Raw genomic sequence first — 24,369 nt, 5'->3', positions numbered from 1 at the left:
GAATACGATATATCTAAATCATTTTTCAAATGATAATGATTACTAATAAGAAAAAATGCAAGATCTTTTAGATTGCATCTGAATATATCTTAGATATAGTTTAGATATATCAAATTGAGAGAGCTACTATGCGACACGAACACGACAGCGGCGGGCGCCGACCGCGCTTTTTCGGCCACGGCGATCTGCGACTGGTGATTCTGGATATCCTGACCCGCAGCGCGAGCCACGGCTACGAGCTGATCAAAGAGATCGAGAATTTGACTCAGGGGAATTACACCCCGAGCCCAGGCGTGATCTACCCGACCCTGGATTATCTTCAGGATCAAACCTTTATCACCATTACGGAAGAAGAGAACGGTCGTAAGACGATTACGATTACCGCTGAAGGACAACGCTGGCTGGACGAAAACCGGGAGCAGCTGGAACAGATCCAGGTGCGTATCAAAGCCCGTTCCGTCGGTTTTCAGCTGCGCAAAAACCCGCAGATGAAACGGGCGCTGGATAACTTCAAAGCGGTGTTAGATCTGAAGGTGAATCAGGGAGAGCTCAGCGACGCGCAGCTCAAGCAGATTATCGGCGTTATTGACCGCGCGGCACTCGAGATCTCCCAGCTGGACTAAGCCGTCGCGTGCTCGCTCACGCGGAAGACGCGCACCAGCTCTTTCAGGTGCATCGCCTGTTCGTTAAGCGATGCTGCTGCAGCCACAGACTCCTCCACCAGCGCGGAGTTCTGCTGGGTGGTGGCATCGATCAGGCCAATCGCGCTGTTAATCTGCGAGATACCTTCCGTCTGCTCGTGGCTGGCCTGGCGAATTTCGCGCAGGATCGCGTCCATCTCTTCCACGTTGCCGACCATCCCATTAATCAACGCACTCGCTTTTTCAACCAGGTTCATCCCGTCCTGGGTCTGGCTGGTAGAGCTCTCAATCAGCTCGCGGATTTCGCTGGCAGACGACGCGCTCTTCTGGGCAAGCTGGCGAACTTCACCCGCCACCACCGCAAAGCCGCGACCGTGCTCGCCGGCGCGCGCCGCTTCCACCGCCGCGTTCAGCGCCAGAATGTTGGTCTGGAACGCAATGGCGTCGATCAGGTCGATAATGTCGGACATCCGGTTCGACGTCTCGTTAATCAGGCGCATTTTGCTGGTCACCTGCTTCATCATCTCGCCGTTGTTTTTAACCACCGTGGCGGCATCCGCCGAGAGGTTGGTCGCTTCCCCGGTATGCGAGGCGGTATTTTTCACCGTCGCGGTGATCTGCTCCATCGAGGCGGCGGTCTGTTCTACAGAACTTGCCTGCTCTTCCGTGCGCGCGGCCAGATCCTGGTTCCCGGCGACAATCTGCGCGGCTGCGCTGGAGATATTCTCCGAGCCGGTTTGCACCTGCTGCACAATGTCCAGCAGTCGCGTTTTCATCTCCATCAGCGCATGCAGCAGCAGACCCGTTTCGTCTTTGCCGTGAGGCTTGATGCTGCCCGTCAGATCGCCCTCAGAAATGGCTTTCGCAAAATGCACCGCCTCGCCAAGCGGCCGAGTGATAGCGCGCACGATAAACCAGCCGATCAGGCTGCCTGCCGCAACGCTAAAGAGCGTGAGCACGATCAGCAGCAGGCGGTTAGACCTGAAATCCCCTTCCACCTGCGCGCCTGCACTCTGCATCTCGCTGTTTTGAATGGTAATCAGTTCCTTCACCTTCGCTTTATAAGCCTGCTGCACGGCGAGGGTGGTGGTCATCATCTCCTGAATAGCGCCCGCACGATTGTTGTTCTGCACCGCCTGCAAAATGCGGTAGCGCGAGTCCAGATACTGCTGGCGCACGCTGCGGATTTCCGCCAGCACCTGCTGAGACTTTTGATCCTGCAGCGCGTTGTTCAGCTCGCCCAGGATCACCGTGATGTGCTCGCTGATCTCCTTCAGGCGCTGCTGAGATTGCCCCGTGTAAGTGCCCTGCTCGTCCAGCAGCATCAGCTGTTGAGTGCTAATAAATTCCTGAAAGTTATCGATTAACTGGTTCGCTTTTACCGTGGTCGGATAATCGCTGGTAATAATCGATTGCATCCCGTTATTAGCCCGGTTCAGGCTCAGCAGAGACAGGCTCGCGCTGATCGCCATCAGGACAATAAAGAACCCAAACGCCAGAAATAATTTCGTGCCGATCTTTACGTCATGTAAGAACATATTTTCTCCATCGATGTGATTATTTCTCAGACGATCGCTGTTATCGGTAACGATTTCGCTAACTTTATGAGTTTGATCGTTTTTTTATTTCATAACCCCCGCAATGCATAGGTGTAGGCTATTAATATTGCCTCATCGATCGTTACCAGACCGTCAAACGGGGTATTTTCGAAATAGCATTCTGAAGAACTGACTTAGGCAGGAATAAATAACTGAGGCGCTTTCTTTAGTTATTTAATATTAAATTAACAATAAAATACATTAATAGTCACAACCAGAAAATAAAAAGCCGTTTATTCCTTACGAAATAAACGGCTTTTTTAGAACATTACTGACTCAATGAAGCACAGTCACCGCATCCTTAAGGCGTCCGGCGCGGTGCTTCACCATCGCAGAAATGTGGGCGCTCTCCTCGACCAGGTCGGCGTTTTTCTGCGTGATGCTGTCGAGTTCAGCGACCGCGCGGGTCAACTCTGACAGTCCGGTTGCCTGCTCGGAGGTCGCGTGGCTGATCTGGGCGATAAGCTGCGTCACGTTTTTCACCTGCTCGACAATATCATCCATCGTGCGACCTGCGGCGTGAACCTGCTCAGAGCCGGACTGTACCTTGCTGGCGCTGGCATCAATGAGTTTACGAATATCATTGGCGGCGCTGGCGCTGCGGCTGGCGAGATGGCGCACTTCGCCCGCGACCACGGCAAAACCTTTTCCCTGCTCTCCTGCCCTTGCCGCTTCAACCGCCGCGTTCAGCGCCAGAATATTGGTCTGGAAAGCGATATCGTTAATCAGGGAGGTAATCGAGCCAATTCGCTGCGTGCTGTCGGCAATGTCATCCATGGTTTTGACGACGGTCTGCATCGCGTTGCCCCCTTTCGTCGCCGCGCTGCTCGCGGCCACGGAGAGTTTATCCACCTCGGCGGCGGTTTCAGAGTTACTCTGAACGGAAGCGGCCATCTGGTTCATTGTCGCGACGGTCTGCTGCACGTTCGCCACGGTCTGACGCGTCCGATCGTTCAGGTCTTCATTTCCCTGCGCCAGCCTGTCGCTGCCGTCACGGACGCTCACCACCTGGCTCGACACGTCATTGATTAACCAGCGGCACATCAGGCCCAGTTGCCCGACCGCGCGCAGCGTCAGCCCCAGCTCGTCGCTGCGGTTCAGATGCTGCACGCTGTTGCGCTCACCGGTTGCGACCTTCAGCGCCTGTCGCGCCACATTCTCTACCGGGCTGACAATCTGTTGCTCAAACAGCAGTGTCCCCAGCAGCATCACCAGCGCGGCTGCGGCGAGCGGTATCCACCCGGCAGAGGTCGCGACCAGCGTGGCGGCGAGAACGGCAAAAAGCGCCGCCATCACGCAGCGCACGCGCCAGCGCAGCGGCATAGCCGGCAGTTTACCCAGCCAGCCTTTTCCAACCACCAGCCCCTTGTGCACACGTTTCTTACAGCTCCCGTCGTTCAGCGCCCGGTAGAGCGGCTCCACGGCGGCAATCTCTTCCGCCGTGGCTTTGGTGCGAATGGACATATAGCCCGTCACCTGCCCGCGGCGCACCATCGGCACCGCATTCGCTCGCACCCAGTAGTGGTCACCGTTTTTGCGCCGGTTTTTGACAATCCCGCTCCACGGCTCGCCCTGCTGCAGCGTGTACCACATATCGGCAAACGCGGCTTTTGGCATATCGGGGTGGCGCACCATATTGTGCGGCTGGCCCGTCAGCTCATCGAGCTGGTAGCCGCTCACCTGCACAAAGGTGTCGTTGGCGTGTGTGATATAGCTGTGGACGTCTGTGGTAGACATTAAGGTGGTGTCATCGTCCAGAGGATATTCATTCTGGGTGACATAGGTTGGAGAGGACATTGTGGGCATCCCTTGCAGGTTATTTGAATGTTAATTTTGTGGGTCAATGTTTTTTCGGCGGTAAACAATTTATCTTTAGTTGTTAAACTTGATGAAGATCGCAGATTTCACTTAAACCATACTTTTTGTACGATTTTATAATTCATTGATTTCAAATACTTTCGCCAAGAAATTACCTATAAAGCATGACCTGTTAATGCCCACTTAAGTTGCAGCGAATGCACTTCTTTAGTGCAGCTGCGCTTTTCCGCCCTCATTTATCCTCTCTTCCCTGTACCGCTAAATCCCGTTTCGGTTGCTCCTGCATGATTAAATATTGTGCAACATTATTTTAACCTGGCGTTTATCCCGATTTTCGTTAAGGCATCTGAAGTGGCGTAATCCCTGCAATACTTAAACCAGTATCATGTGATACGCGATCCCCGGGAGCACATTTTGAACAGGTTACCTTCCAGCGCCTCGGCTCTTGCCTGTACCGCGCACGCACTGAATCTCATTGAGAAGCGAACGCTCGATCATGAGGAGATGAAACAACTTAACCGAGAGGTCATCGATTACTTTAAAGAGCACGTCAATCCAGGTTTTCTGGAGTATCGCAAATCTGTTACCGCCGGCGGGGATTACGGAGCCGTAGAGTGGCAAGCGGGGAGTCTTAACACGCTTGTCGACACCCAGGGACAGGAGTTTATCGATTGCCTGGGTGGTTTTGGTATCTTCAACGTGGGGCACCGTAATCCAGTTGTGGTTTCCGCCGTACAGAATCAACTTGCGAAACAACCTCTCCATAGCCAGGAACTGCTCGACCCGCTTCGCGCCATGCTCGCGAAAACGCTGGCGGCCTTAACGCCCGGTAAACTGAAGTACAGCTTCTTTAGCAACAGCGGCACGGAATCGGTCGAAGCGGCGATTAAACTCGCCAAAGCGTACCAGTCGCCGCGCGGGAAATTCACCTTTATCGCCACCAGCGGTGCGTTCCACGGTAAATCTCTGGGCGCACTGTCTGCTACCGCCAAATCCACCTTCCGCAAACCGTTTATGCCGCTGCTGCCGGGCTTCCGCCACGTGCCGTTTGGCGACATCAGCGCCATGCGCACCGTGCTGAGCGAGTGCCGTAAAACCGGCGATGACGTGGCCGCGGTAATCCTGGAGCCGATTCAGGGCGAAGGCGGCGTAATCCTCCCTCCGCAGGGCTATCTGCCCGCCGTGCGTCAGCTGTGCGATGAGTTTGGCGCGCTGCTAATCCTCGACGAAGTCCAGACCGGGATGGGGCGCACCGGCAAGATGTTTGCCTGCGAGCACGAAAACGTTCAGCCGGACATTCTATGCCTGGCGAAAGCGTTGGGCGGCGGCGTGATGCCGATTGGCGCGACGGTGGCCACCGAGGAGGTCTTCTCGGTGCTGTTCGACAACCCGTTCCTGCATACCACCACCTTTGGCGGTAACCCGCTGGCCTGTGCGGCCGCGCTGGCAACCATCAACGTGCTGCTGGAGCAAAACCTGCCCGCGCAGGCGGAGCAGAAAGGCGACATGCTGCTGGACGGCTTCCGTCAGCTAGGCCGGGAGTATCCGGACCTGGTGCAGGACGCGCGTGGCAAAGGGATGCTGATGGCGATTGAGTTTGTCGATAACGAAACCGGCTATAGCTTCGCGAGCGAGATGTTCCGCCAGCGGGTGCTGGTCGCCGGAACGCTCAACAACTCGAAAACCATCCGCATTGAACCGCCGCTGACGCTGACGATTGAGCAGTGCGAGCAGGTGCTGAAAGCAGCGCGTAAAGCGCTGGCAGCGCTGAGAATAAGTGTGGATGCGTAATGAATATTTCCCCTCTACCGAGGGGAAATATTTTACCTGAATCGACAGTCTTCGTTTCCTGCTATCTATATTCCTGTCAACGCGTAATAATGCGGGAAAAAATGCAACCTTTAGGCTACATTGTAAAAATAAACCTCTGATGTTTAACATCAGCGTTTACATCCATAAAAATCAATCTTTCCAGACAAAAATCATAATGTTGCATAAGATTAGCGCTCAAATTATAATGCTTATATTCATCTATGAGGGCGTTTAGGCGATGGAGTACCTACTTGACGGTATTGTGCATTATAATAATGACTTACGCACTTTAACCGATAATAAACATACAGTTGAGCTATCACTGGCCACTTCGCGATTATTAAATGCACTCATTGATGCAAATAACAGGCAAATAAGTCGTACTGAACTACTTGAAAAAGTGTGGGAAGAGCATGGACTGGTTGCATCAGATAATAATTTAAACCGAAACATATCGCTATTGCGGAAAGCATTTCTTGAATTTGCACTTGAAGACAAAATCGAAACAATACCGAAGCAAGGTTTTGTACTTCACTGTAAATGCACTCCTGTTAATCCTATCAGCAGCAATACTCGCGAAAAACTAAAGAATATATACTCTTCGAACAAAAGTTTTCACATCAGCACAATAATTTTAACATTCCTGATCCTGTCTACATTCGGTACATTTTATTTAAACCACGCAAACAATAGCAATTTGCACAAATATAAATCCGTGGGATTATGCGATGTTTTTAGTGATGTAAATGTAATAAAACAAGAAAATATCGACGCATTTTTTAACACAACGCTAGGTCAGAAAATCGCCATACAGTGCACCAAAAAAACCAGCATAATATATTTTGATGACAACAGAGCCCCTTTAAAAAGCAAGATATACTCCACTCACATTGCCGTATGCGGCAAAGTAAATACAGGGAAAGGTCATGAATGCGAAAACTACGTCAATATTAACAATAATTAATATTGTCCTTAGTCTGCTGTTACTCCCATTGCTTGTGGTGGGCATACACAAGCTTGTTGGCATTTATAGCTACTTACCTATGAACTGTATGTCAACCGTACATATCAACCGTGCAGATGAGAAAAATGCCCGGGAAGGCATAAACGGCAATATCAAAATAGTTTTTCATATTACAAATGAAGGTCTCGTAACGGTGAGTGAGTACGGCACCTTGAATTATCTTGGTAAAGAGTACCTTGTCGATCGCACTGGGAATATGATGATGGACAAAGATGTTCAAAATGGCTTCCATAAAGTTACAAAAGGTAAATTTGTTTCCAATCTTCAGCATAATGCGCCTTCTGAGTTGACTGAAAAACTCACCTCAAGCCAACCTGTTTTGCATTACAAGATAGATAAGCTTGACACCGAAACCTGGCGAATAAGCGATTTACAGCGTTCTATATTTATTTGCCGAAAATGAGTCAGCTGCGTAAGTACATAGCACGTTATAATAATATTACAAATGCATTATCGATGTACTAATTGTTAAAGCAAGAGCGCTTTCTACGTTTACTCTTTAACAAAAGATAAACTATAGAGCAAACAAATAAACCATATATTCATCTATACAGGAGCACCCACTTACAGAATTAAAGAATAAAAACCTTAATAAATCTGACTAAATGTGATTTAATTCTACTTCATCTGCTTTTCACACCATCTCCCCTGCACTTCTTTTATTTTGGCATTTATTATTTTGTATTTACTGCTCACCTCTTAAAAGAATTGCCTCCATTTTTTTAGTAAGTACTATTTAGCGAACGTTAGATGATGATGCTTATACCTGATAAGCAGAGAAATCTATTTCATTAAACATCAGTAACCGCAATAAATGACGCAACTAAAACGAGGGCTGAAACATGGTTATTTATCTATTATACGCATTATGTATCGCTCTGATTGCAGAGGCGGTGTTAATAACCTTTATAGATAAAGATCTTATTGAATTCATAATAAACGCATCAGATCTATCAAAGGCCTATAAGCGTCTTTACTCGGTAATTATGTAACAAGGTTATCATATTGCATATGAGATAAGAGGAAGATATGCGTGTTCTAATATTAGATCCTAACATTGTACATCAGCATTTTTTGAAAACACAAATTGAGGAAGCAGGCATATTAACTGATGTGTCTTCAAGCATTCAGGAAGTGGAGCTATTTATGTTTTCAAATAAAGCTGAATTGCTAATTATGTCATGCGAGACTCTTTCAACGACCGAGTTACAGGCGATTCGTAAGTGGCGACGCGAAGGACGTAATATCCGCATTATGATCCTAAACAGCAGTAACGATATTGAACACAAAGTGAAAGCGCTTGAAAGCGGAGCGGATGATTATGTAGTAAGAACATGTCATATTGAAGAAATTATCATTAGAATTTGGGTTTTGGTACGCAGAAATTACCTTACCCCTTCCAAACGTATTTCTGCTGGTAATTTAGAACTCGACTTGAACAGTAAAATACTTTTCATTAATAAAGAAAAAATTAGGCTAACTGGTTTTGAATTCGAGATTATGAAACTTTTGATGAAGAACAAAGGTCAGGCCTTGAGCAAACGTAAAATAATGAAACATCTGTATCACGACTGGATTGGGAAAGAAAACAATACTGTCGAGGTTCTTATTGGTCGCTTAAGAAAGAAGCTTGCACCTTATAACAGCGGACAAATCCGACATCAGCGAGAAGAAGGTTATTACTACGATCTAAATGGCGCCATCTGAATAGGTGTCAGACACTCTGCTGTCTTTTATGACATAAACGTTAGCTTCATTTAGGAACGGTATATTAACAGCCTCTAAGCTTTCATTTCATCAATTACAGCTTCATTTTTAAGAAAACTTTATGAGCAAAACTGCGAACAATACGCTATCGCTTTGGTCTTTAACGACCCTTGTTGTTGGAGCAATGATCGGGGCGGGTATATTTTCATTACCTGCGACATTCGGACGCGCAACCGGTGGGCTGGGCGCAATGATTGCCTGGGTGATAGCTGGCGGCGGTATGCTGATGCTGGCATTCGTATTTCAGAACCTTGCGGAAAGGAAACCTGAACTCAATGCTGGCGTTTTCAGCTATGCCAAGGCCGGTTTTGGCGAATATCCCGGCTTCATTTCCGCCCTGGGCTTTTGGGCTGGTACATGTATCGGTAACGTATCCTATTTTATTTTAATTAAATCCACATTAGGCGCCTTTTTCCCTTCATTTGGTGAAGGGAACACCTGGCTCGCGATCGCCGTATCATCGATTGTTTTATGGTCATTCCATCTCCTTGTTTTACGGGGTATTAAAGAAGCTGCTTTCATTAATACCCTGGCGACGTGTGCCAAAATTATCCCTATTTTTGTGTTTATCGCCATCCTGATAATGGCGTTCAAAAAAGATATGTTTATGCTTAATTTCTGGGGCGGAGCCGCCGGAGAGCCTCCTCTCCTCAGATCGGTCTTTTCCCAGGTCAGAAGCACCATGCTGGTGACTGTATTTGTATTCCTTGGGATCGAAGGCGCAAGTATTTACTCACGTTATGCGACTAACAGAAAAGACGTCGGCCTGGCCACCGTATTCGGTTTCATCGGGGTTCTGTGCTTATTGATGTTAGTCACCATGCTTTCTTATGGCGTTATGCCTCAAGCCGAACTGGGAGCTTTACGGCAACCCTCTATGGCCGGCGTCCTCGAAAGCATAGTGGGTCGCTGGGGTGTGATTTTCATCAGCGTGGGGTTAATTATCTCTGTACTCGGGGCATATCTTTCCTGGTCATTACTTGCCGCAGAGGTAATTTATTCTGCAGCATTAAAAAAGAGTATGCCTGCGGTGTTTGCCCGTGAGAACCGTTGGTTTGTTCCTTCTTCAGCCGTATGGTTGACCAATATTGCCATACAGCTTTTTTTAATCATCACCTTTTTCAGCGATTATGCATTCCAGTTAGCGCTTGAACTTACCAGCGCAATGACGCTGATCCCCTACCTCCTGGTTGCAGCTTATAGCCTGAAGCTGGTGATTACACGTGAAACATATGAGCATTCTTCTAAAGGATATTATAAAGATCTGGTGATCTCGTTAATTGCCACCCTCTATGCATCCTTGATGATTTATGCCGGAGGATTAACTTATGTTCTGCTCTCCGCTGTCATTTATACTCCCGGCACGCTTCTTTATTACATAGCCAAGCGTGAGCAAGGCAAAAAAATATTCTCTGGAACTGAGAAAACATTATTTACCGTCATCGCACTGGCTGCTGTGGCCTGTATTTATGGAATTGTAACTGGAAGTATTACCATTTAATTAATCCCTTAAGGAGTCTATATGCAAGAGGTACCATTCGGTGTTCACTCTGAGGTCGGCCAATTACGCAAAGTAATGGTGTGCGCCCCTGGGTTAGCGCATAGCCGTCTTACACCAGGCAATTGCGACAGACTTTTATTTGATGATGTCATGTGGGTAGAGCGTGCCCGGCACGATCACCTCGACTTTATTAATAAAATGCGTGGATGTGGTGTTGAAGTTGTAGAAATGCATGATCTGCTCGCAGAAACGCTGGCTAACCGCCAGGCCCGAAACTGGCTTACAGAACAGCAGATCACTGCCGATGAAATCCCATTAGGTTTACTTAATGAAACACGTTCGTTCCTGGATTCGTTGTCAGCAAATCATCTGGCAGAGTTTATGATTGGTGGGCTTTCAACAAATGATTTGCTGAATAGACGGAGGGGAGATAAAGAAGAGCTTGAACTCGTCGGAAGAGCGACAGGGCTTCGTGAATACTTACTTCCGCCGTTACCCAATACGCTTTATACGCGAGATACAACCAGCTGGATTTACAACGGGGTTACGCTTAATCCACTTTACTGGCAGGCGCGTCGTGAAGAAACGCTACTGACTACCGCTATTTATAAGTTCCATCCTGATTTCACCCGTCAGACGATTAATACATGGTGGGGGGATCCGACACGTTATCACGGTTCAGCCACCCTCGAGGGCGGTGATGTTATGCCTATCGGCAATAAGGCCGTTTTAATTGGCATGAGCGAACGTACGTCATATCAGGCGATTGCACAGCTCGCATCAGCCCTGTTTTCAAACCCGCTTAGCGATGTCGAGCGCGTAATCATTGCAGCGATGCCGAAACTCCGAGCGGCGATGCATCTGGATACGGTATTCACATTTTGTGACCGGGATTTAGTGACGCTCTATCCAGCCATTGTTGATCAAATCGAAGTCTTTGCACTGATAAAAGACGATTCCCCCGGCGGGATGCGTCTGGAGCATTATTCAGAACCGTTAACTGACGTGGTTGCCGGAGCACTTAATTTAGGAAAACTTAGGGTTGTTGAAACTGAAGGTAATGTTTACGACACCGAACGTCAGCAATGGGATAGCGGCAATAATGTGGTCGCCATGTCTCCCGGTGTCGTTATCGCCTATGACCGTAATACGAAAACAAACGATCGATTGCGTAAAGAAGGCGTTGAGGTCATCGAAATCGTTGGTAGTGAATTAGGCCGTGGACGCGGCGGCGGCCACTGTATGACTTGTCCATTAATTCGTGATGCTGTTGATTATTAATAAGGAATAAAGATGTTTAAACGCTGTGTTTTTATTTTCGTCGGATTGTTTACATTGGTTGGCTGTGCGGAAAAGCCCGTAGGTTCTGCCAATCATGCGAGTGCTGCGCTTTCCGGTCAGGTTATGGCGCTTTCACATGGCACAATAACAGAAGTCAGAAATATTACCATCCAAAGCGACACTGGAAACAGCGCTGCCGGTACGGTCGGGGGGGCTTTGATTGGCGGTGCTGCTAGTAACGCTATTGGCGGCGGAAGCGGCCGTCTGTTAGCGACAGCGGGTGGTACCGTTGCGGGTGCGATGGCAGGACAGTCAATACAACGTGGAATGGCGCGAAATAATGCTGTGGAACTCTTTATTCGTCCTGATAATGGTCCAGAATTCGTCACAGTACAGCCAGCCCGTGAAGGAGAATTTGTCGTAGGGCAACGTGTGAATATCACCTCCCATCGCGGTCAGGTAACTATTTCTCCAGCTCGCTAAATCACTTTATCAGACCTGCCACAACAGGATTAATGTACTTTAACTCAGCATGAATATATTTTGCGGCAGGTTTTTTTAGGTTTTTATCAAAATTTTATCAATCTTTTTTACCTCATGACCATGTATAATTTTTAAAGGGCACATCATGACCACTCATTTATTGCAATTCTGGAATATGGCAGCAACTGTTTTTTCATTATTCTTTTTCGTTGCTTATTTGTTTGTTATTTTCCAGATAGTTACTGATTTATTTCGTGATAATACATTGAATGGCTTTTTTAAGTCATTATGGATAATACTTTTGCTTTTCATTCCCCTAATCACCTCAATTTTTTATCTCATTCTGAGAGGAAAAGGAATGGCAAAAAGACAACGTGCTTACCGACTGGATACCAATGCTGCAACTCTATGTAAATCACCAGCGGAGCAAATATGGGATGCGAAAAAACTGCTGGAGCAAGGAGTTATTAATCAAGAGGAATTCGAAACCCTTAAGAAAAAAGCCATTAATTAAATTGAACTGGCTAAGGGGAGTGAAAATCTACCTTAGTCAGTTGTTTTTAGTCAATTAACCATCTCAAAAGCAGCTAACACCTATTTCAAAGGTTTATTAAATAGCTCAGCTTAACCATCATTTAAACAATTAGTTTTTACTTAACCATATCAACTGGAGCGTTCGCGATGAAAAGCGCCTCACCCTGGAAACATTATAAGGAAAAAATCTATTTTATTGGCGGGATTTATCATTTATTTTTGATAACTTGCTCAGTTGCACTATGGTGTGCGCTGCTTTTTTTTGCCTCGCGAGCGTATAGCCAGACTCATTTAAATGATGATGCAGCGAACTGGAGAAGCAAAATCGTTTCCGACATCACGCTAACGTGGACAGATTATGACAGTCACGATATCTATCTTCCTTTTATTAGCTGGCATAACCGTTTCATGTACGATAAAGAAAAAACAGACCGCTATAACGAAATGCCCTGGGGCGCTGGGGTTGGTATTTCTCGTCACCATAGCGAGGGCAACTGGAGTGCAATCTATGGGATGGTATTTAAAGACTCGCATAATGAATGGCAACCGGTGACAGGTTATGCATGGGAGAAGGGATGGTATCCAGACCAACAAAAAGAGTTCAGGTTTGGGTTAGGGGTTACCGCCGGGATAACGGCGCGTAAAGATATGGGTAACTATATCCCTTTGCCTATGGTATTCCCGCTTTTTTCGGTAAGTTATAAAAAAGTGAATTTTCAGTTCACCTATATTCCAGGCACGTATAATAATGGAAATGTACTTTTCGGCTGGTTACGCTATAACCTGTAAATGCGTACTCACAGGTGCTAATTGAGAGGGATTCACGTTTCTGAAGGTGGAAAATGCAATAACTCACCGCGAGCCTATCGCTCGCGGTGAGTCATTTTTAGAATTTAAGTGAGGCCCCCAGGTAAGCGCCATCAAGCAAAGTGTGATTCGGTGTGCTGGATTTACCATGGACGCTAATATGACGGTAACCCGCTTTGAGTTTCACCGAATCTTGTACCTGCCAGGCCAATCCTGCATCAACCTCAACATAATTTTCTACGGCATTGTTCAGGCCGCGCGGCGCCGTGTAACCTTCACCGTATGCATAAAGCTCATTGCTAAAATGCAGACGTAAGCCGCCACCAATAGGTGCCGCAAACCCGTTATCGCCTTTTTTAGGCGCCAGATAGATGGCTTTAGCGCCAGCGTAAAGATCGGCTTTCCCCAAAGATACCTGATAGCCCAGGCCAACACCGCCTGAATTACGGCCATCATTATAGTTATTCGCCCAGTTCGCAGTATAAAAAATGCCGGTCTGCTCTGGCGCTATCAGTGCATTTAACTCCGTATGCTGTGTACCTAACTGGGCACCAATTTCAGCAGCATTAGCGCTGACAGAAAGAGTTGAAAGAATTGCCACTACCGTAAGTGTTTTTTTAAACATCAGTTATCACCTAATCTACATTAAAAAATGGAAGTCAGAGCCTTTCTCAGGGGCCTACTGGTGACTTACTTTAGGTGAAGAAGTTATATGAAGTTCAAACAAAGAAGAGATACCAATCTGCTGGGTTGCAATTCATCAATAACCTTTTGGTCTTGGGTGTACTCTATAAAAATGAAGTACGTTTAGAATCCATCTATCTTCCCAGAATAGAATACGTCCTTATTTTCAATGAAACCAGAGAGGGAAGCATGTTTCCGGCAGAGAATATCCAACGCCAAAAAAAGCCAAGCTTTATCCGATATCTTTTTCTGTTCAATCTGTTATTACTTCCACTATTCATGGTTGTGGCACGCACATTGTGGGGACAAGATTTATTTTCAGTTTCACCAACTGGAGTCTTATTCTGGCCCGGGGCCGTCACACACGTTTTGCTGCTGGGTGGGGTTTGGTTGTTTTTAGATGTCCTGTTTATGATTTGGTTTTATATTAGCAACAAAAAAAGCTGAGAGGAGGAAATCATGCTACTATTTATCTCATGGCTTTTTGCATTAATTGGCAGTGAATTACTTTTGTTGCAGATAAATTCTGCGAGCATTATCATACCAGTTTTATATTTATCTATGGGAGTAATGTACTTATATCAAAAAAACAAAATAAGAAATATGGTATGGCTAGATGAAAACTTAAAAAAAAGACGCACACTCAATTTAAAAGTGTTATTTTTAGCCGCACTTCTTATTATGTTATCAATAGTCGCCCATATCAATTTCGCCATTAACTCATTACTGATTGTACAATGGATAAAAGCATAAATGATGCAACGCAAAACACTGTAATATGCACTCAAAGTAACCATGCTGTCTCTTAAAAAATGACGGCAGGTATCTGGTTTAGTTATAACCATATTGCATCCTATCCATAGCTTAGAGAAATCATGCGCAAGAAAACTTTAATTCTAATAAAGCGTTTTATATTTATTTTGGTTGGCGTCATGATTTGCGTAATGATAGGCCTGTTTTATTGGGTTCAGCGTAGCGGTGAACTCCAGCCATGGCATACGTATGTCCCGAATGAATTGCGTGAAAAAGATATCGATCGAGCCGACTGGGATGATTATATCAATGCCGAAAACACCCTCTTTATGGAGGTCCATAAGCATGTCGTCATGAAGCAAGCCGATCATGATACAACGAGTTTAAATCGTTATAACTCGTTAAGCCCGGTGTATCCAGATAACCTTCCCACGGACTGGAATCGCTCCTACATCATGCGGACAAAGACGGAACCGAGAGGTGCAGTCGTGTTATTGCACGGGCTAACGGACTCCCCATACAGTTTGCAGCATATTGCCCGGCTGTATCAACAAGCAGGATTTGTCGCAATCGGGATCCGTTTACCTGCCCATGGCACCGTACCAGGGGCTTTAACGGATGTTAAATGGCAGGACTGGCTGGCTGCAACACGTCTTGCCGTGCGCGAGGCGACGAAAATGACAAATGCCGATACGCCTCTGCACATTGTTGGCTTTTCCAATGGCGGGGCTCTGGCCATGAAATATGCCCTCGACGCCCTTGACGACAGTAGTTTGAGGAAGCCACAACAAATAGTCCTTATTTCCCCCATGATAGGGGTAAGTCGCTTTGCTCGCTTTTCGGGAATGGCCGAATGGACGGCCTTTCTCCCGGCCTTTTCTCGTGCGGCATGGTTAGGTCTGGTCCCCGAATTTAATCCTTTTAAATATAATTCTTTTCCCGTGAATGGCGCACGCCAGGCTTATCTACTTACCGAGTCATTAAAACGCGAGCTTAACCGGCGCAATTCAAGTTCGCGCTGGAAAGAATTTCCTCATGTACTAACGTTTCAATCCGTTCTGGATTCCACGGTCAGCACCAGAGCAGTATTGGATGTTCTTCATCAAAACCTACCGGATAACGGTAGCGAACTGGTTTTATTTGATATTAATCGCGCGGTCAATTTTCGTGCACTCTTTCGTCACTCATCCGATCGTGCGCTATCGCATTTGCTGGCAACGCCAGAGCGTACCTTTACGACGACTATTATCAAAAACGCCTCTTCAGAGAGCATGAAGATGGTGGCTTCGACACACTTAGCACACACAACAACAGCAGACGTTCAGCCACTTAACCTGCTGTATCCGCGAGATGTTTTTTCTTTATCACATGTTGCTCTCCCTTTTCCTGTACATGATTCCTTATATGGAAGTGAACCGTATGAACCGAATCGCTATGGGCTCAGCCTTGGAATTTTAAGAGTCAGAGGCGAGCGTGCCGTTTTGCTCGCGGATATGGACTCCTTAATGCGTATCACGTCAAATCCCTTCTTTCCCTACCTGATGGATAGGATCGCGAGCGTAATAAAGTAAAAAGCGGAGCCCAGGCTGTGTTTTTGTAGGCCCGGACGCTACACGCCACCGGGCGGTTGTTACCGGTGAAACTCTGCCATCGTCTCATCGACCGTCAGGGTTGATAAGCCCTCGTTCACATGCAATAACTTGATTGTCCCATTCCCGTGTCCTGGCGAAGTGAACGGCTCCCCTGAATCCGGTGGTGGATATTTCCGCGCGGTGAGTCTTCGCTACATCATTCTGGTTGGCGGTGAAATCTCGCTGCTTATTCTGGCTCGCTGGCCGACGGCAGTGAGCCGTTTAATACTTTCAAAGAAGGACAACACGATGTTTCACGGGTTAAGCGCGTTTCCGTTAACCCCCCTGAAAGAGGGGACGTTTGACGAGCACGCCTTCATCAATCTTCTGCGCCCCGTGGTCGACGCTGGCGTGGATTCACTGGGCATTTTGGGCTCAACGGGAAGTTACGCCTATCTGACCGTTGAAGAGCGTGGTCGGATCGCACGCTGCGCGGTGGCGCATGCTGATGACATTCCGGTCATCGTCAGCATCGGCGCATTGCGGCTGGATGATATTCTGCGTTTGGCTGACGACGCACAATCGGCAGGTGTCTCCGGCGTGCTGCTGGCACCCGTGTCGTACCAGCGATTAACGGAAGACGAAGTGTTTCATCTCTATGAAACGGTGACCCGCCAGCTCTCCGTACCGCTGTGCATTTACGATAATCCCGCCACGACCGGTTTTTCGTTTAGCGATGAACTGTTATTTGCCGCCGCGGCCCTGCCGAATATAGGGTCCATAAAGCTTGGCCGCGTGCCGGAGGACCTGTCGCAGGTACGCGCTCGTCTTCCTGATACCGTCACGCTGGGCATCGCCGGTGACTGGCGAGCGGCTTCCGCCCTGCAGGCCGGGTTTGACGTCTGGTACTCGGTGGTTGGCGGGTTGTTTCCGCAAGCAGCGCTGGCGATTGCCCGTTCGAAAGAGTCGGCACAATCCGAGCGGCTGGAGCCGCTTTGGGCGCTGTTCCGCCATTATGGTAGTTTGCGGGTGGTAGCGGCAGCGGCAGAAATGCTGGGGAAAGTGGAAACGCCCGCGCTACCCTTCCCCCTTCAGGCTCTTCAGGGTGAGCCGCGCGAAGCGCTTGCTACGATACTTGCGGATCTGGCGCTGGCCTGAACAACGCCGGGTGGCGCTAGCGCTGACCCGGCCTACAAAACCTTTATAACGCCTGTTACTCCGGCAACAGCCCCACAAAACTGCGTTTCTTGCGCGGCTCCGACATCAGCTCTTCGAGCCTATCCACGCACGCCAGGTAGTGCGGGGTTTGCTTATGCGCCAGCACCGCCTCTTCGTCTTTATAGGCCTCGTAGATAAAGAACCGGGTCTTCACCCTCGGGTCCTGCAATACGTCAAAACGCAGGTTTCCCGGCTCCTTGATTGCCCCCTCGTGGTTGGCGCGAAACACCTCCAGAAACTCGTCCACCCGCTCGGGCTTAATGTTGATTTCAACCAGCGTCACGTTCATTTTGCTTCTCCCTGTTTCTCTTCCTGCCAGAACTGGAACGCATCGCGGGCGTTCCAGTTCTCGTGAACCACTTTTTTCACCGCCTTCAGCATGGCGAGCGGCGCGCTGGACTGGAAGATATTGCGCCCCATATCCACGCCCGACGCGCCCTGGTCAATCGCCCGCCAGCACATCTCCAGCGCTTCGTGCTCCGGCAGCTTTTTGCCCCCGGCGATCACAATCGGCACCGGGCAGCTGGCGGTCACTTTTTCAAAGCCCTCGTCCACGTAGTAGGTTTTGACGAACTGCGCCCCCATTTCGGCGGCGATGCGGCTGGCCAGCGAGAAATAGCGCGCGTCGCGCGCCATCTCCTTGCCGACGCCCGTCACCGCCAGCGTCGGCATGCCGTAGCGCGCGCCCGCGTCCACCAGCTTGATGATGTTGTTGATCGACTGATGCTCAAACTCGCTGCCGATATACACCTGCGCCGCCACCGCGCAGACGTTCAGGCGCAGCGCGTCTTCCATCGCCACCGCCACGCACTCGTTGGACAGCTCGCCCAGAATCGAATTACCGCCGGAGGCGCGCAGCACCACCGGTTTGTTCGTCGCGGCTGGCACCTGGCTCCTGAGGATGCCGCGGGTGCACATCAGCACGTCGGTTTCGCCAAACAGCGGCGCGATGGAGAGATCGATGCGCTCAAGGCCGGTGGTCGGCCCCTGAAAGTAGCCGTGGTCAAAGGCCAGCATCACCGTGCGGTTGCTCTGCGGGTTGAAGATGCGCGCAAGCCTGGACTGCATGCCCCAGTCCAGCGAGCCGCAGCCCTTCAGGGTGTAAGGCACATTCTTCTGCGGCGTGCCGATGCCAAAATCCTTGCCGTCTTTGATATCGTCTAAATCAGCCATTTGCTCCCCCGTCAGAAATCGTATTTGCTGATGTTCTCTTTAGTGAACACCACGCGCTCCGGCAGCAGCACGATGCCGTTGCCCTTCGCCTCATACTGGTAACCCTGCACGCTGTTCGGTTCGACCTTCAGCGCGCCGATATCTTTTACTTCCACGCTGTCCCCGACGTTAAGATCGCCTTTTTTCAGCAGGCGATCGGCGACATTGACCGCAATTTTGCCCTGTTGCACCACATCCCACAGGCCGAAGGCCTTCACCGTGCCGCGCTCAACGTACGGACGCATCACGTTCGGCGTGCTGAACCCGACAATCGCCACCCCTTCCCGCTTCAGGTTTTCCGCCGCCTGCGCCGCCGCTGGAAGCGCGTTAGCGTCCGGGGCGATGATCGCATCCAGATCCGGATACGCTTTTAAGATCCCTTCGGCGGTTTGCAGGGATTTGGTGGCGTCGTTATAGCCAAACTGGGTCGTCACGACCTGCCACTGGGGGTGATCTTTCTCGATTTTGGCCTTCGCCTCTTTCACCCACTGGTTCTGGTCGGTAACGGTGGGGCTGGAGTAGAAGAACGCCACTTTAGCGTTCGGTTTGGTGACCTGTTTGCCCGCCATCTCCACCAGCAGGCCGCCAAGCTGCTCCGGCGTCCCCTGGTTGATGTAGATGCTGCGGCACTCCGGTTTGGTGTCTGAATCCCAGGTCAGGACCTTGACGCCGCGCTGCATCGCGCGCTTGAGCGCCGGGCAGAGGCCGTCCGGCGACACGGCGGAGACGATGATGGCGTTATAGCCCTGGTTGACGAAGTTGTTGATGAGCTGCACCTGGCCGGAGACGCTCGGCTCGGTCGGGCCGTCGTAGGTCACATCCACGCCGAGTTCTTTCCCCGCCTCTTTCGCGCCGTTGCCGCCGCTGGTGAAGAACCCCACGCCCACCAGCTTCGGGATAAAGGCAATGCGGTCCGCCGCCTGCGCCGAGGCGAAGCTGAGGGCCATTGCCAGGACGAACAGTTTTGTTTTCATCTTACGCTCCGGATAGTTTTCTAAAGAGAGAACGCACCCACTCGCGGTGCAGACTCAGCGAACGTCCCATCACCACCACAACCAGCAGCGCCCCTGACAGCGCGCTCGACACCTGGTTAGGGATGCCGACCATCTGTAAACCCTGCTGCAGGTAGCCCACCAGCAGCGCCGCCAGCGCCGTACCGACCACCGAACCTGACCCGCCGTAGATATTGGCCCCGCCGAGCACGGCGGCGGTGAGCGCGGGCATCAGCAAATCGCGCCCCAGATCCGAACGCGCGGAGCCGAAATAGGAGACCATCACCAGTGCGGCAATGGCGGAGGCCATGCCCACCAGCCCGTACAGCGCGTAGGGCATACCGTTCACCGACAGCGCCGCATAGCGCGCCGCGCGCGGATTCTGCCCAATCAAAAACAGATGACGGCCAAAGCGCCCGCGGTGGGTAATCAGCCAGAAGAAAAACGTAATCACCGCGAACAGCACCAGCGGGATCGGCAGACCCAGCACCGTGAGGTTAGCGAACGCCGTGAAGCCGTCCGGGAAGCCGCCGATGCCCTCGTAGCCCGTCGCCCCCGCCATGCCGGAGAGCAGCAGCGCGCCGCCGCCGTAGAGGTAGAGCGTGCCGAGGGTGATAACCAGCGGGCTGATGCCGGTGTAGTGGATCAGCGCGGCATTAAATAATCCGCACAGCAGGCCGAGCAGCAGCGTCAGCGGAATGGCAACCGCCATCGGCCATCCGGCCTGCATCATCACGCCCAGCGCGATGGCGCACAGGCCGATGGTCGAGCCGAGGGAGATGTCGATCCCGCCGCTGATGATCACCAGCGTAAGCGGCAGCGCCACGATGCCGATGCAGATGAAATCGCTGGTGCTGAACAGCAGCATGTTGATGTCGAGCATGCGCGGGTTGATGGCGCCAAAGAGCAGGATCTCCAGCACCAGTAAAATCAGCAGCGCGCTTTCCCAGTTAAGCCTCATTTACGCCACCTCTTTTTTGCGTTTGGGAAACGGGGTGACGTGCTTTCCCCCTTTGTTACCCGGCTGGAAGCGACCGTACTTCAGCGCCCGCTGATGGCGCGCCAGCGCCTGGCGCAGGCGCCCGTCGAGCACCAGCACGCCCAGCAGCACCAGCCCGGCGATAAAGTCGTTCCACCACGCCGGGAGCCTGAACAGCACCAGCACGGTGTCGATTTGGGTCAGGAAGAAGGCCCCGAGCAGCGCGCCAACCAGCGTGCCCGTGCCGCCCAGCAGCGAAATACCGCCGAGCACGCAGGCGGCGATGGCCTTCATCTCCAGCCCGCTGCCGGTCTGGTTGGGCACAAAGCCAATCTGCGCGGCAAAGACGATCCCGGCGCAGGCCGCCAGCATGCCGTTGAGGGTAAAGGCGATCATGCGGGTGCGGTTCACCGCCACGCCCAGCTGGCGCGCGGCGGCGAGGTTATCCCCCACCGCGTAGAAATCACGCCCGAACGCAGTACGCGACAGCGTCCATGCGCCTGTGGCCGCGATAATCAACACCAGCATGCCGAGCGGCGAAATGCCGACGGCGGCAGGCTCAGAGAGGGATTTCAGCCCCGGCGGCAGCCCTTCAATCCACTTTCCGCCGGTCCAGAGCAGCATTGCCCCGCGGTACAGCCCCAGCGTGCCGAGGGTGGCGACAATCGCCGGGATGCGCAGCCCCACCACCAGGAACCCGTTGAACGCCCCGGCCAGCGCGCCAATAGACAGCGCGAAGAGAATGGAAACGGGCAGGCTGTAGCCGCTATTAAGCGCCACGCCGACGGCGATGGCGGACAGCCCGACGATGGAGCCGACGGACACGTCGATATTGCGGGTCAGCATCACCAGCGACGCGCCGATGGCCAGCAGGATCAGGATCTGCGAGCTGGCGAAGATCATCCCCAGCGTCTGCAGGCTGAAGTAGGACGGGTTCAGCGCCACCAGCACGGCGAACAGCGCCAGAATGGCGAGAAACGCGCTCAGCTCGCGGTTTTTCAGTAAGGTCTTCATGATTGCCCTCCGAATGCCAGCGCCATCATTCTGTCGAGGCTGACGGCGTGGCGCGGCAGCTCGCCGCTGAGCACGCCCTGATGCATCACCAGCACCCGGTCCGCAAGGCCGGGAAACTCGTCAAGATCGCTTGAGATCATCAGCACCGCCACGTTCTGCGCCGCCACGCTTTTTATCAGCTGGTAGATATCGGCGCGCGCCGAGACGTCCACCCCGCGCGTCGGTTCATCGACGATCAGCAGTAAAGGATTAGCCTCCAGGCAGCGCGCCAGCAGCACCTTCTGCTGGTTGCCGCCGGAGAGCGTGCGCACGTTTTGATCCGCATGGTTGAGCTTGATCCCCAGCGCCCGGTGATAGCGCTCCACCACCGCCGACTCCCGCTTGCGCTGCTGCCAGATAGACGGCTCGTTCAGCGCCACGGTGTTCCAGCGGATCGGCGCGTCGAGGAACAGGCCGGACACCTGCCTGTCTTCCGGCAGGTAAACCAGCCCTTTTTCCAGGCGTGAACTTACCGGATCGCCGGTAACCTCCTGATTCTCCAGCCAGACGCGGCCCCCGCGTACCGGCCGCAGGCCGTAGAGCGTTTCCGCAAGCTCGGTGCGCCCGGATCCCACCAGCCCGGCCAGGCCGACGATCTCTCCGGCGTAGATCTCAAGGCTGAGATCGATAAACCCTTCCCCGGTAAGATCGTCAACGCGCAGCACCGGGAAATCCTGCGGCTGGGTGCGGCGGTTGCCCGGCAGCGCCAGCCACAGCTTTTGCGTATCGCTGAGGGATTTCTCCCGGCTTACCGGCGTCATGGCGGCGATCAGGGCGCTGTCGTCAAACTGCGCGGTTTCGCCGCTCAGCACTACCGCGCCGTCGCGCATCACCGAGACGTGGCTTGAAAGCATGCGGATTTCCGGCAGCTTGTGCGAGATAAAGACAATCCCGACGCCGAGCGCCTGCAGGGCGCGGATCTGGCGGAACAGCCGCTCGGTTTCGCCCGGCGTGAGGGAGGCCGTGGGTTCATCGAGAATCAGGATCCTGGCATTGCGCATCAGCCCGCGCAGGATCTCCACCATCTGCTGATCCGCCACTTCCAGAGTGCTGGCGGCGGCATCAAGGCTAAGCTGGCACTGCAGCTGCTGGAGTTTCTCCCCCAGCCGCTTTTCCAGATCGCGCTCGCGCGGCAGGCGGAACAGGATGTTTTCCCGCACCGTCAGGTTGGGAAACAGCAGCGGCTCCTGCGGCACCAGGTAAATGCCTAACCTGTGCGCCTGTAAGGGCGTGAGCCGCGCATATGACTGCCCCTCGACAGAAAGTTCACCGCTGTCCGGCGTTTCGACCCCGGCGATGATCTTCATCAGCGTCGATTTTCCCGCGCCGTTTCCGCCCATCAGCGCGTGCACCTGGCCCGCAAGCAGCGTGAAATCAATGCCTTTTAGAACCGGCACGCCTGAGAACTGCTTGCTGATATTTCGCGCGTCGAGAAGTGAGGTCATCATCGCTCCACTATTGAACAAATGATTTTTAGATTTAATAATGTTCAAAAGCGTAGACGGTGAACTATATTTACAACCGTGCAGGGATCACAGTTTTATCGATTGAGATACAGATAAACCAGAAACGATCTAAAAGATCCGTTTTGTCGCGTGGCTCACACTTTCCCTTCGCGCCATCACGAACATATGATCTAAATTTTTATAAGAGTTCAACTATGAGCGATAAACGCACTGCGGAAGAAGGACGGTTTGCCGGGCTGGCACTGGCGGAAGAGGAGCTCGTGGCGCGCGTGGCCTGGTGCTACTACCACGACGGATTAACCCAGAACGACATCGGCGAGCGGCTCGGGCTGCCGCGTTTGAAGATTTCTCGCCTGCTGGAGAAGGGCCGTCAGTCCGGGGTGATCCGCGTGCAGATTAACTCCCGCTACGAGGGCTGCCTGGCGCTGGAAACCGAGCTACAGCAGCGCTTTGGCCTGAAGCTGGTGCGGGTGATGCCCGCGTTAAATACGCCGCCGATGAACGTGCGGCTCGGCATTGGCGCGGCGCAGTCGCTGATGGGCGTACTGGAGCCCGGCCAGCTGCTGGCGGTGGGGTTTGGTGAAACCACCATGAGCAGCCTGCAGCACCTGAGCGGCTTTATCAGCTCGCAGCAGATCCGCCTGGTGACGCTCTCCGGCGGCGTCGGGCCGTATATGACCGGTATCGGCCAGCTGGACGCGGCCTGCAGCGTCAGCATGATCCCCGCCCCGCTTCGCGTGTCCTCCGCCGAGGTGGCCGGGATCTTAAAACGCGAAACCAGCGTGCGGGACGTGATCCTCGCCGCCACCGCCGCCGACGTGGCGGTGGTCGGCATTGGTTCGGTTAACCAGCGCCGTGACGCCACGATACTGCGCTCCGGCTATATCAGCGAAGGTGAACAGCTGATGTACGCCCGCAAAGGCGCGGTCGGCGACATTCTCGGCTATTTCCTCAATGCCGAGGGCGAGTGCGTCGAGGAGCTGGAGATCCACAAAGAACTGCTGGGCGTCACGCTCGATGAACTGGCGCAGCTGCCCACCATCGTTGGCGTGGCCGGAGGGGAAGAGAAAGCCGATGCGATTTATGCCGCACTGAAGGGTCGCCGTATAAATGGCCTGGTGACGGAGGAGACGACAGCCCGCGCGGTGCTGGCCCTGACGTAACGGGCAGGCCCT

Annotated in this window: 24 protein-coding genes and 1 pseudogene; 15 read left to right on the top strand and 10 right to left on the bottom strand. The window is 51.8% G+C overall.

Going from position 1 to position 24,369, the window contains the following annotated elements; all coding sequences use genetic code 11:
• The first annotated feature begins 128 nt into the window (after window positions 1-128).
• On the top strand, window positions 129-623 hold the full coding sequence (locus DFO52_RS12355) for a PadR family transcriptional regulator (RefSeq protein WP_029741394.1): 495 nt from the start codon (window positions 129-131) through the stop codon (window positions 621-623).
• Here DFO52_RS12355 and DFO52_RS12350 read toward each other — a convergent pair.
• Window positions 620-2,179, bottom strand: a complete 1,560-nt coding sequence (locus DFO52_RS12350) for a methyl-accepting chemotaxis protein (RefSeq protein WP_133550473.1) — start codon at window positions 2,177-2,179, stop codon at window positions 620-622. The genes DFO52_RS12355 and DFO52_RS12350 overlap by 4 nt on opposite strands.
• Before the next feature lie 336 nt (window positions 2,180-2,515).
• Window positions 2,516-4,036 carry a PAS domain-containing methyl-accepting chemotaxis protein gene (locus DFO52_RS12345; RefSeq protein WP_133550472.1) on the bottom strand — a complete coding sequence of 507 codons (1,521 nt, stop codon included), beginning with the start codon at window positions 4,034-4,036 and terminating at the stop codon, window positions 2,516-2,518.
• 435 nt (window positions 4,037-4,471) lie between these two features.
• Between DFO52_RS12345 and ygjG the strand changes: the two genes are divergently transcribed.
• From ygjG to pagP, 9 genes are all read left to right on the top strand, one after another.
• The gene (ygjG, locus tag DFO52_RS12340; RefSeq protein WP_181599558.1) at window positions 4,472-5,848 is read left to right on the top strand and encodes a putrescine aminotransferase; all 1,377 of its coding nucleotides are present in this window, start codon (window positions 4,472-4,474) and stop codon (window positions 5,846-5,848) included.
• Window positions 5,849-6,107: 259 nt separating this feature from the next.
• Window positions 6,108-6,833 (top strand): winged helix-turn-helix domain-containing protein, encoded by a 726-nt coding sequence (locus DFO52_RS12335; protein ID WP_133550470.1) that lies wholly within the window; start codon window positions 6,108-6,110, stop codon window positions 6,831-6,833.
• On the top strand, window positions 6,796-7,296 hold the full coding sequence (locus tag DFO52_RS12330) for a hypothetical protein (RefSeq protein WP_047743628.1): 501 nt from the start codon (window positions 6,796-6,798) through the stop codon (window positions 7,294-7,296). The genes DFO52_RS12335 and DFO52_RS12330 overlap by 38 nt, the downstream gene beginning before the upstream one ends.
• Window positions 7,297-7,922: 626 nt before the next feature.
• A complete protein-coding gene (locus DFO52_RS12325; protein WP_063927802.1) occupies window positions 7,923-8,600 on the top strand; it encodes a winged helix-turn-helix domain-containing protein in 678 nt (225 codons plus the stop codon).
• A gap of 121 nt (window positions 8,601-8,721) precedes the next feature.
• Complete coding sequence (locus DFO52_RS12320; protein WP_133550469.1) at window positions 8,722-10,161, top strand: basic amino acid/polyamine antiporter; 1,440 nt, start codon at window positions 8,722-8,724, stop codon at window positions 10,159-10,161.
• A 21-nt stretch (window positions 10,162-10,182) separates the two neighbouring features.
• Entirely contained in the window at window positions 10,183-11,442 is a 1,260-nt protein-coding gene (locus DFO52_RS12315) for an arginine deiminase (RefSeq protein WP_023333513.1), read from the top strand.
• 12 nt (window positions 11,443-11,454) lie between these two features.
• A complete protein-coding gene (locus tag DFO52_RS12310) occupies window positions 11,455-11,925 on the top strand; it encodes a glycine zipper 2TM domain-containing protein (protein WP_133550468.1) in 471 nt (156 codons plus the stop codon).
• Window positions 11,926-12,070: 145 nt separating this feature from the next.
• Entirely contained in the window at window positions 12,071-12,439 is a 369-nt protein-coding gene (locus DFO52_RS12305) for an SHOCT domain-containing protein (protein WP_032666544.1), read from the top strand.
• A 167-nt stretch (window positions 12,440-12,606) separates the two neighbouring features.
• Window positions 12,607-13,248 (top strand): lipid IV(A) palmitoyltransferase PagP, encoded by a 642-nt coding sequence (gene pagP / locus DFO52_RS12300; protein ID WP_133550467.1) that lies wholly within the window; start codon window positions 12,607-12,609, stop codon window positions 13,246-13,248.
• A gap of 97 nt (window positions 13,249-13,345) precedes the next feature.
• Here pagP and DFO52_RS12295 read toward each other — a convergent pair whose 3' ends face one another.
• Complete coding sequence (locus tag DFO52_RS12295; RefSeq protein WP_047743626.1) at window positions 13,346-13,891, bottom strand: YfaZ family outer membrane protein; 546 nt, start codon at window positions 13,889-13,891, stop codon at window positions 13,346-13,348.
• A 74-nt stretch (window positions 13,892-13,965) separates the two neighbouring features.
• Between DFO52_RS12295 and DFO52_RS12290 the strand changes: the two genes are divergently transcribed.
• The 3 genes from DFO52_RS12290 (at window position 13,966) to DFO52_RS12280 (ending at window position 16,274) form a co-directional block, all read left to right on the top strand.
• The gene (locus DFO52_RS12290; protein ID WP_133550466.1) at window positions 13,966-14,397 is read left to right on the top strand and encodes a hypothetical protein; all 432 of its coding nucleotides are present in this window, start codon (window positions 13,966-13,968) and stop codon (window positions 14,395-14,397) included.
• A gap of 12 nt (window positions 14,398-14,409) precedes the next feature.
• Entirely contained in the window at window positions 14,410-14,703 is a 294-nt protein-coding gene (locus DFO52_RS12285) for a hypothetical protein (protein WP_023333518.1), read from the top strand.
• A 122-nt stretch (window positions 14,704-14,825) separates the two neighbouring features.
• Window positions 14,826-16,274 carry an alpha/beta hydrolase gene (locus DFO52_RS12280; protein ID WP_133550465.1) on the top strand — a complete coding sequence of 483 codons (1,449 nt, stop codon included), beginning with the start codon at window positions 14,826-14,828 and terminating at the stop codon, window positions 16,272-16,274.
• Window positions 16,275-16,357: 83 nt separating this feature from the next.
• Here the strand turns inward: DFO52_RS12280 and DFO52_RS23435 are convergent.
• Window positions 16,358-16,447, bottom strand: a pseudogene (locus DFO52_RS23435) (XRE family transcriptional regulator); the annotation flags it as partial.
• 136 nt (window positions 16,448-16,583) lie between these two features.
• On the opposite strand from DFO52_RS23435, the gene DFO52_RS12270 reads away from it, so the two are divergent.
• The gene (locus tag DFO52_RS12270) at window positions 16,584-17,432 is read left to right on the top strand and encodes a dihydrodipicolinate synthase family protein (RefSeq protein WP_133550464.1); all 849 of its coding nucleotides are present in this window, start codon (window positions 16,584-16,586) and stop codon (window positions 17,430-17,432) included.
• Between the two features lie 55 nt (window positions 17,433-17,487).
• Here DFO52_RS12270 and lsrG read toward each other — a convergent pair whose 3' ends face one another.
• From lsrG to lsrA, 6 genes are read right to left on the bottom strand one after another with little or no spacing between them, the layout of a single operon-like run.
• Entirely contained in the window at window positions 17,488-17,781 is a 294-nt protein-coding gene (gene lsrG, locus DFO52_RS12265) for a (4S)-4-hydroxy-5-phosphonooxypentane-2,3-dione isomerase (protein ID WP_023333521.1), read from the bottom strand.
• Entirely contained in the window at window positions 17,778-18,665 is an 888-nt protein-coding gene (gene lsrF / locus DFO52_RS12260; protein ID WP_045353994.1) for a 3-hydroxy-5-phosphonooxypentane-2,4-dione thiolase, read from the bottom strand. Before lsrF ends, lsrG begins: the two co-directional genes overlap by 4 nt.
• Before the next feature lie 11 nt (window positions 18,666-18,676).
• A complete protein-coding gene (gene lsrB / locus DFO52_RS12255) occupies window positions 18,677-19,678 on the bottom strand; it encodes an autoinducer 2 ABC transporter substrate-binding protein LsrB (RefSeq protein ID WP_133550463.1) in 1,002 nt (333 codons plus the stop codon).
• Between the two features lies 1 nt (window position 19,679).
• Window positions 19,680-20,657, bottom strand: coding sequence for an autoinducer 2 ABC transporter permease LsrD (gene lsrD, locus DFO52_RS12250; RefSeq protein ID WP_121932151.1), 978 nt, complete (start codon window positions 20,655-20,657; stop codon window positions 19,680-19,682).
• Entirely contained in the window at window positions 20,658-21,689 is a 1,032-nt protein-coding gene (gene lsrC / locus DFO52_RS12245; protein WP_133550462.1) for an autoinducer 2 ABC transporter permease LsrC, read from the bottom strand.
• A complete protein-coding gene (lsrA, locus tag DFO52_RS12240; protein ID WP_133550636.1) occupies window positions 21,686-23,173 on the bottom strand; it encodes an autoinducer 2 ABC transporter ATP-binding protein LsrA in 1,488 nt (495 codons plus the stop codon). The genes lsrC and lsrA overlap by 4 nt, the downstream gene beginning before the upstream one ends.
• Window positions 23,174-23,388: 215 nt before the next feature.
• Between lsrA and lsrR the strand changes: the two genes are divergently transcribed.
• Window positions 23,389-24,357, top strand: coding sequence for a transcriptional regulator LsrR (gene lsrR, locus DFO52_RS12235; RefSeq protein WP_010435856.1), 969 nt, complete (start codon window positions 23,389-23,391; stop codon window positions 24,355-24,357).
• The last annotated feature ends 12 nt before the right edge of the window (window positions 24,358-24,369 follow it).

This window comes from Enterobacter sp. AG326 (genome assembly GCF_004362415.1).
Taxonomy (GTDB): Bacteria; Pseudomonadota; Gammaproteobacteria; order Enterobacterales; family Enterobacteriaceae; genus Enterobacter; species Enterobacter asburiae.
This window is presented reverse-complemented; position numbering and strand designations above follow the sequence as displayed.

Bases quoted from the DNA above. Each gene is read 5' to 3' on its own strand.
- DFO52_RS12305 (WP_032666544.1), top strand. From the start codon at position 12,071: ATGACCACTCATTTATTGCAATTCTGGAATATGGCAGCAACTGTTTTT.
- DFO52_RS12280 (WP_133550465.1), top strand. From the start codon at position 14,826: ATGCGCAAGAAAACTTTAATTCTAATAAAGCGTTTTATATTTATTTTG.
- pagP (WP_133550467.1), top strand. From the start codon at position 12,607: ATGAAAAGCGCCTCACCCTGGAAACATTATAAGGAAAAAATCTATTTT.
- DFO52_RS12310 (WP_133550468.1), top strand. From the start codon at position 11,455: ATGTTTAAACGCTGTGTTTTTATTTTCGTCGGATTGTTTACATTGGTT.
- DFO52_RS12325 (WP_063927802.1), top strand. From the start codon at position 7,923: ATGCGTGTTCTAATATTAGATCCTAACATTGTACATCAGCATTTTTTG.
- lsrF (WP_045353994.1), bottom strand. From the start codon at position 18,665: ATGGCTGATTTAGACGATATCAAAGACGGCAAGGATTTTGGCATCGGC.
- lsrR (WP_010435856.1), top strand. From the start codon at position 23,389: ATGAGCGATAAACGCACTGCGGAAGAAGGACGGTTTGCCGGGCTGGCA.
- DFO52_RS12315 (WP_023333513.1), top strand. From the start codon at position 10,183: ATGCAAGAGGTACCATTCGGTGTTCACTCTGAGGTCGGCCAATTACGC.
- lsrA (WP_133550636.1), bottom strand. From the start codon at position 23,173: ATGACCTCACTTCTCGACGCGCGAAATATCAGCAAGCAGTTCTCAGGC.
- lsrG (WP_023333521.1), bottom strand. From the start codon at position 17,781: ATGAACGTGACGCTGGTTGAAATCAACATTAAGCCCGAGCGGGTGGAC.
- DFO52_RS12285 (WP_023333518.1), top strand. From the start codon at position 14,410: ATGCTACTATTTATCTCATGGCTTTTTGCATTAATTGGCAGTGAATTA.
- DFO52_RS12350 (WP_133550473.1), bottom strand. From the start codon at position 2,179: ATGTTCTTACATGACGTAAAGATCGGCACGAAATTATTTCTGGCGTTT.
- lsrB (WP_133550463.1), bottom strand. From the start codon at position 19,678: ATGAAAACAAAACTGTTCGTCCTGGCAATGGCCCTCAGCTTCGCCTCG.
- lsrC (WP_133550462.1), bottom strand. From the start codon at position 21,689: ATGAAGACCTTACTGAAAAACCGCGAGCTGAGCGCGTTTCTCGCCATT.
- DFO52_RS12345 (WP_133550472.1), bottom strand. From the start codon at position 4,036: ATGTCCTCTCCAACCTATGTCACCCAGAATGAATATCCTCTGGACGAT.
- DFO52_RS12295 (WP_047743626.1), bottom strand. From the start codon at position 13,891: ATGTTTAAAAAAACACTTACGGTAGTGGCAATTCTTTCAACTCTTTCT.
- lsrD (WP_121932151.1), bottom strand. From the start codon at position 20,657: ATGAGGCTTAACTGGGAAAGCGCGCTGCTGATTTTACTGGTGCTGGAG.
- DFO52_RS12330 (WP_047743628.1), top strand. From the start codon at position 6,796: ATGAATGCGAAAACTACGTCAATATTAACAATAATTAATATTGTCCTT.
- DFO52_RS12335 (WP_133550470.1), top strand. From the start codon at position 6,108: ATGGAGTACCTACTTGACGGTATTGTGCATTATAATAATGACTTACGC.
- DFO52_RS12320 (WP_133550469.1), top strand. From the start codon at position 8,722: ATGAGCAAAACTGCGAACAATACGCTATCGCTTTGGTCTTTAACGACC.
- DFO52_RS12355 (WP_029741394.1), top strand. From the start codon at position 129: ATGCGACACGAACACGACAGCGGCGGGCGCCGACCGCGCTTTTTCGGC.
- DFO52_RS12270 (WP_133550464.1), top strand. From the start codon at position 16,584: ATGTTTCACGGGTTAAGCGCGTTTCCGTTAACCCCCCTGAAAGAGGGG.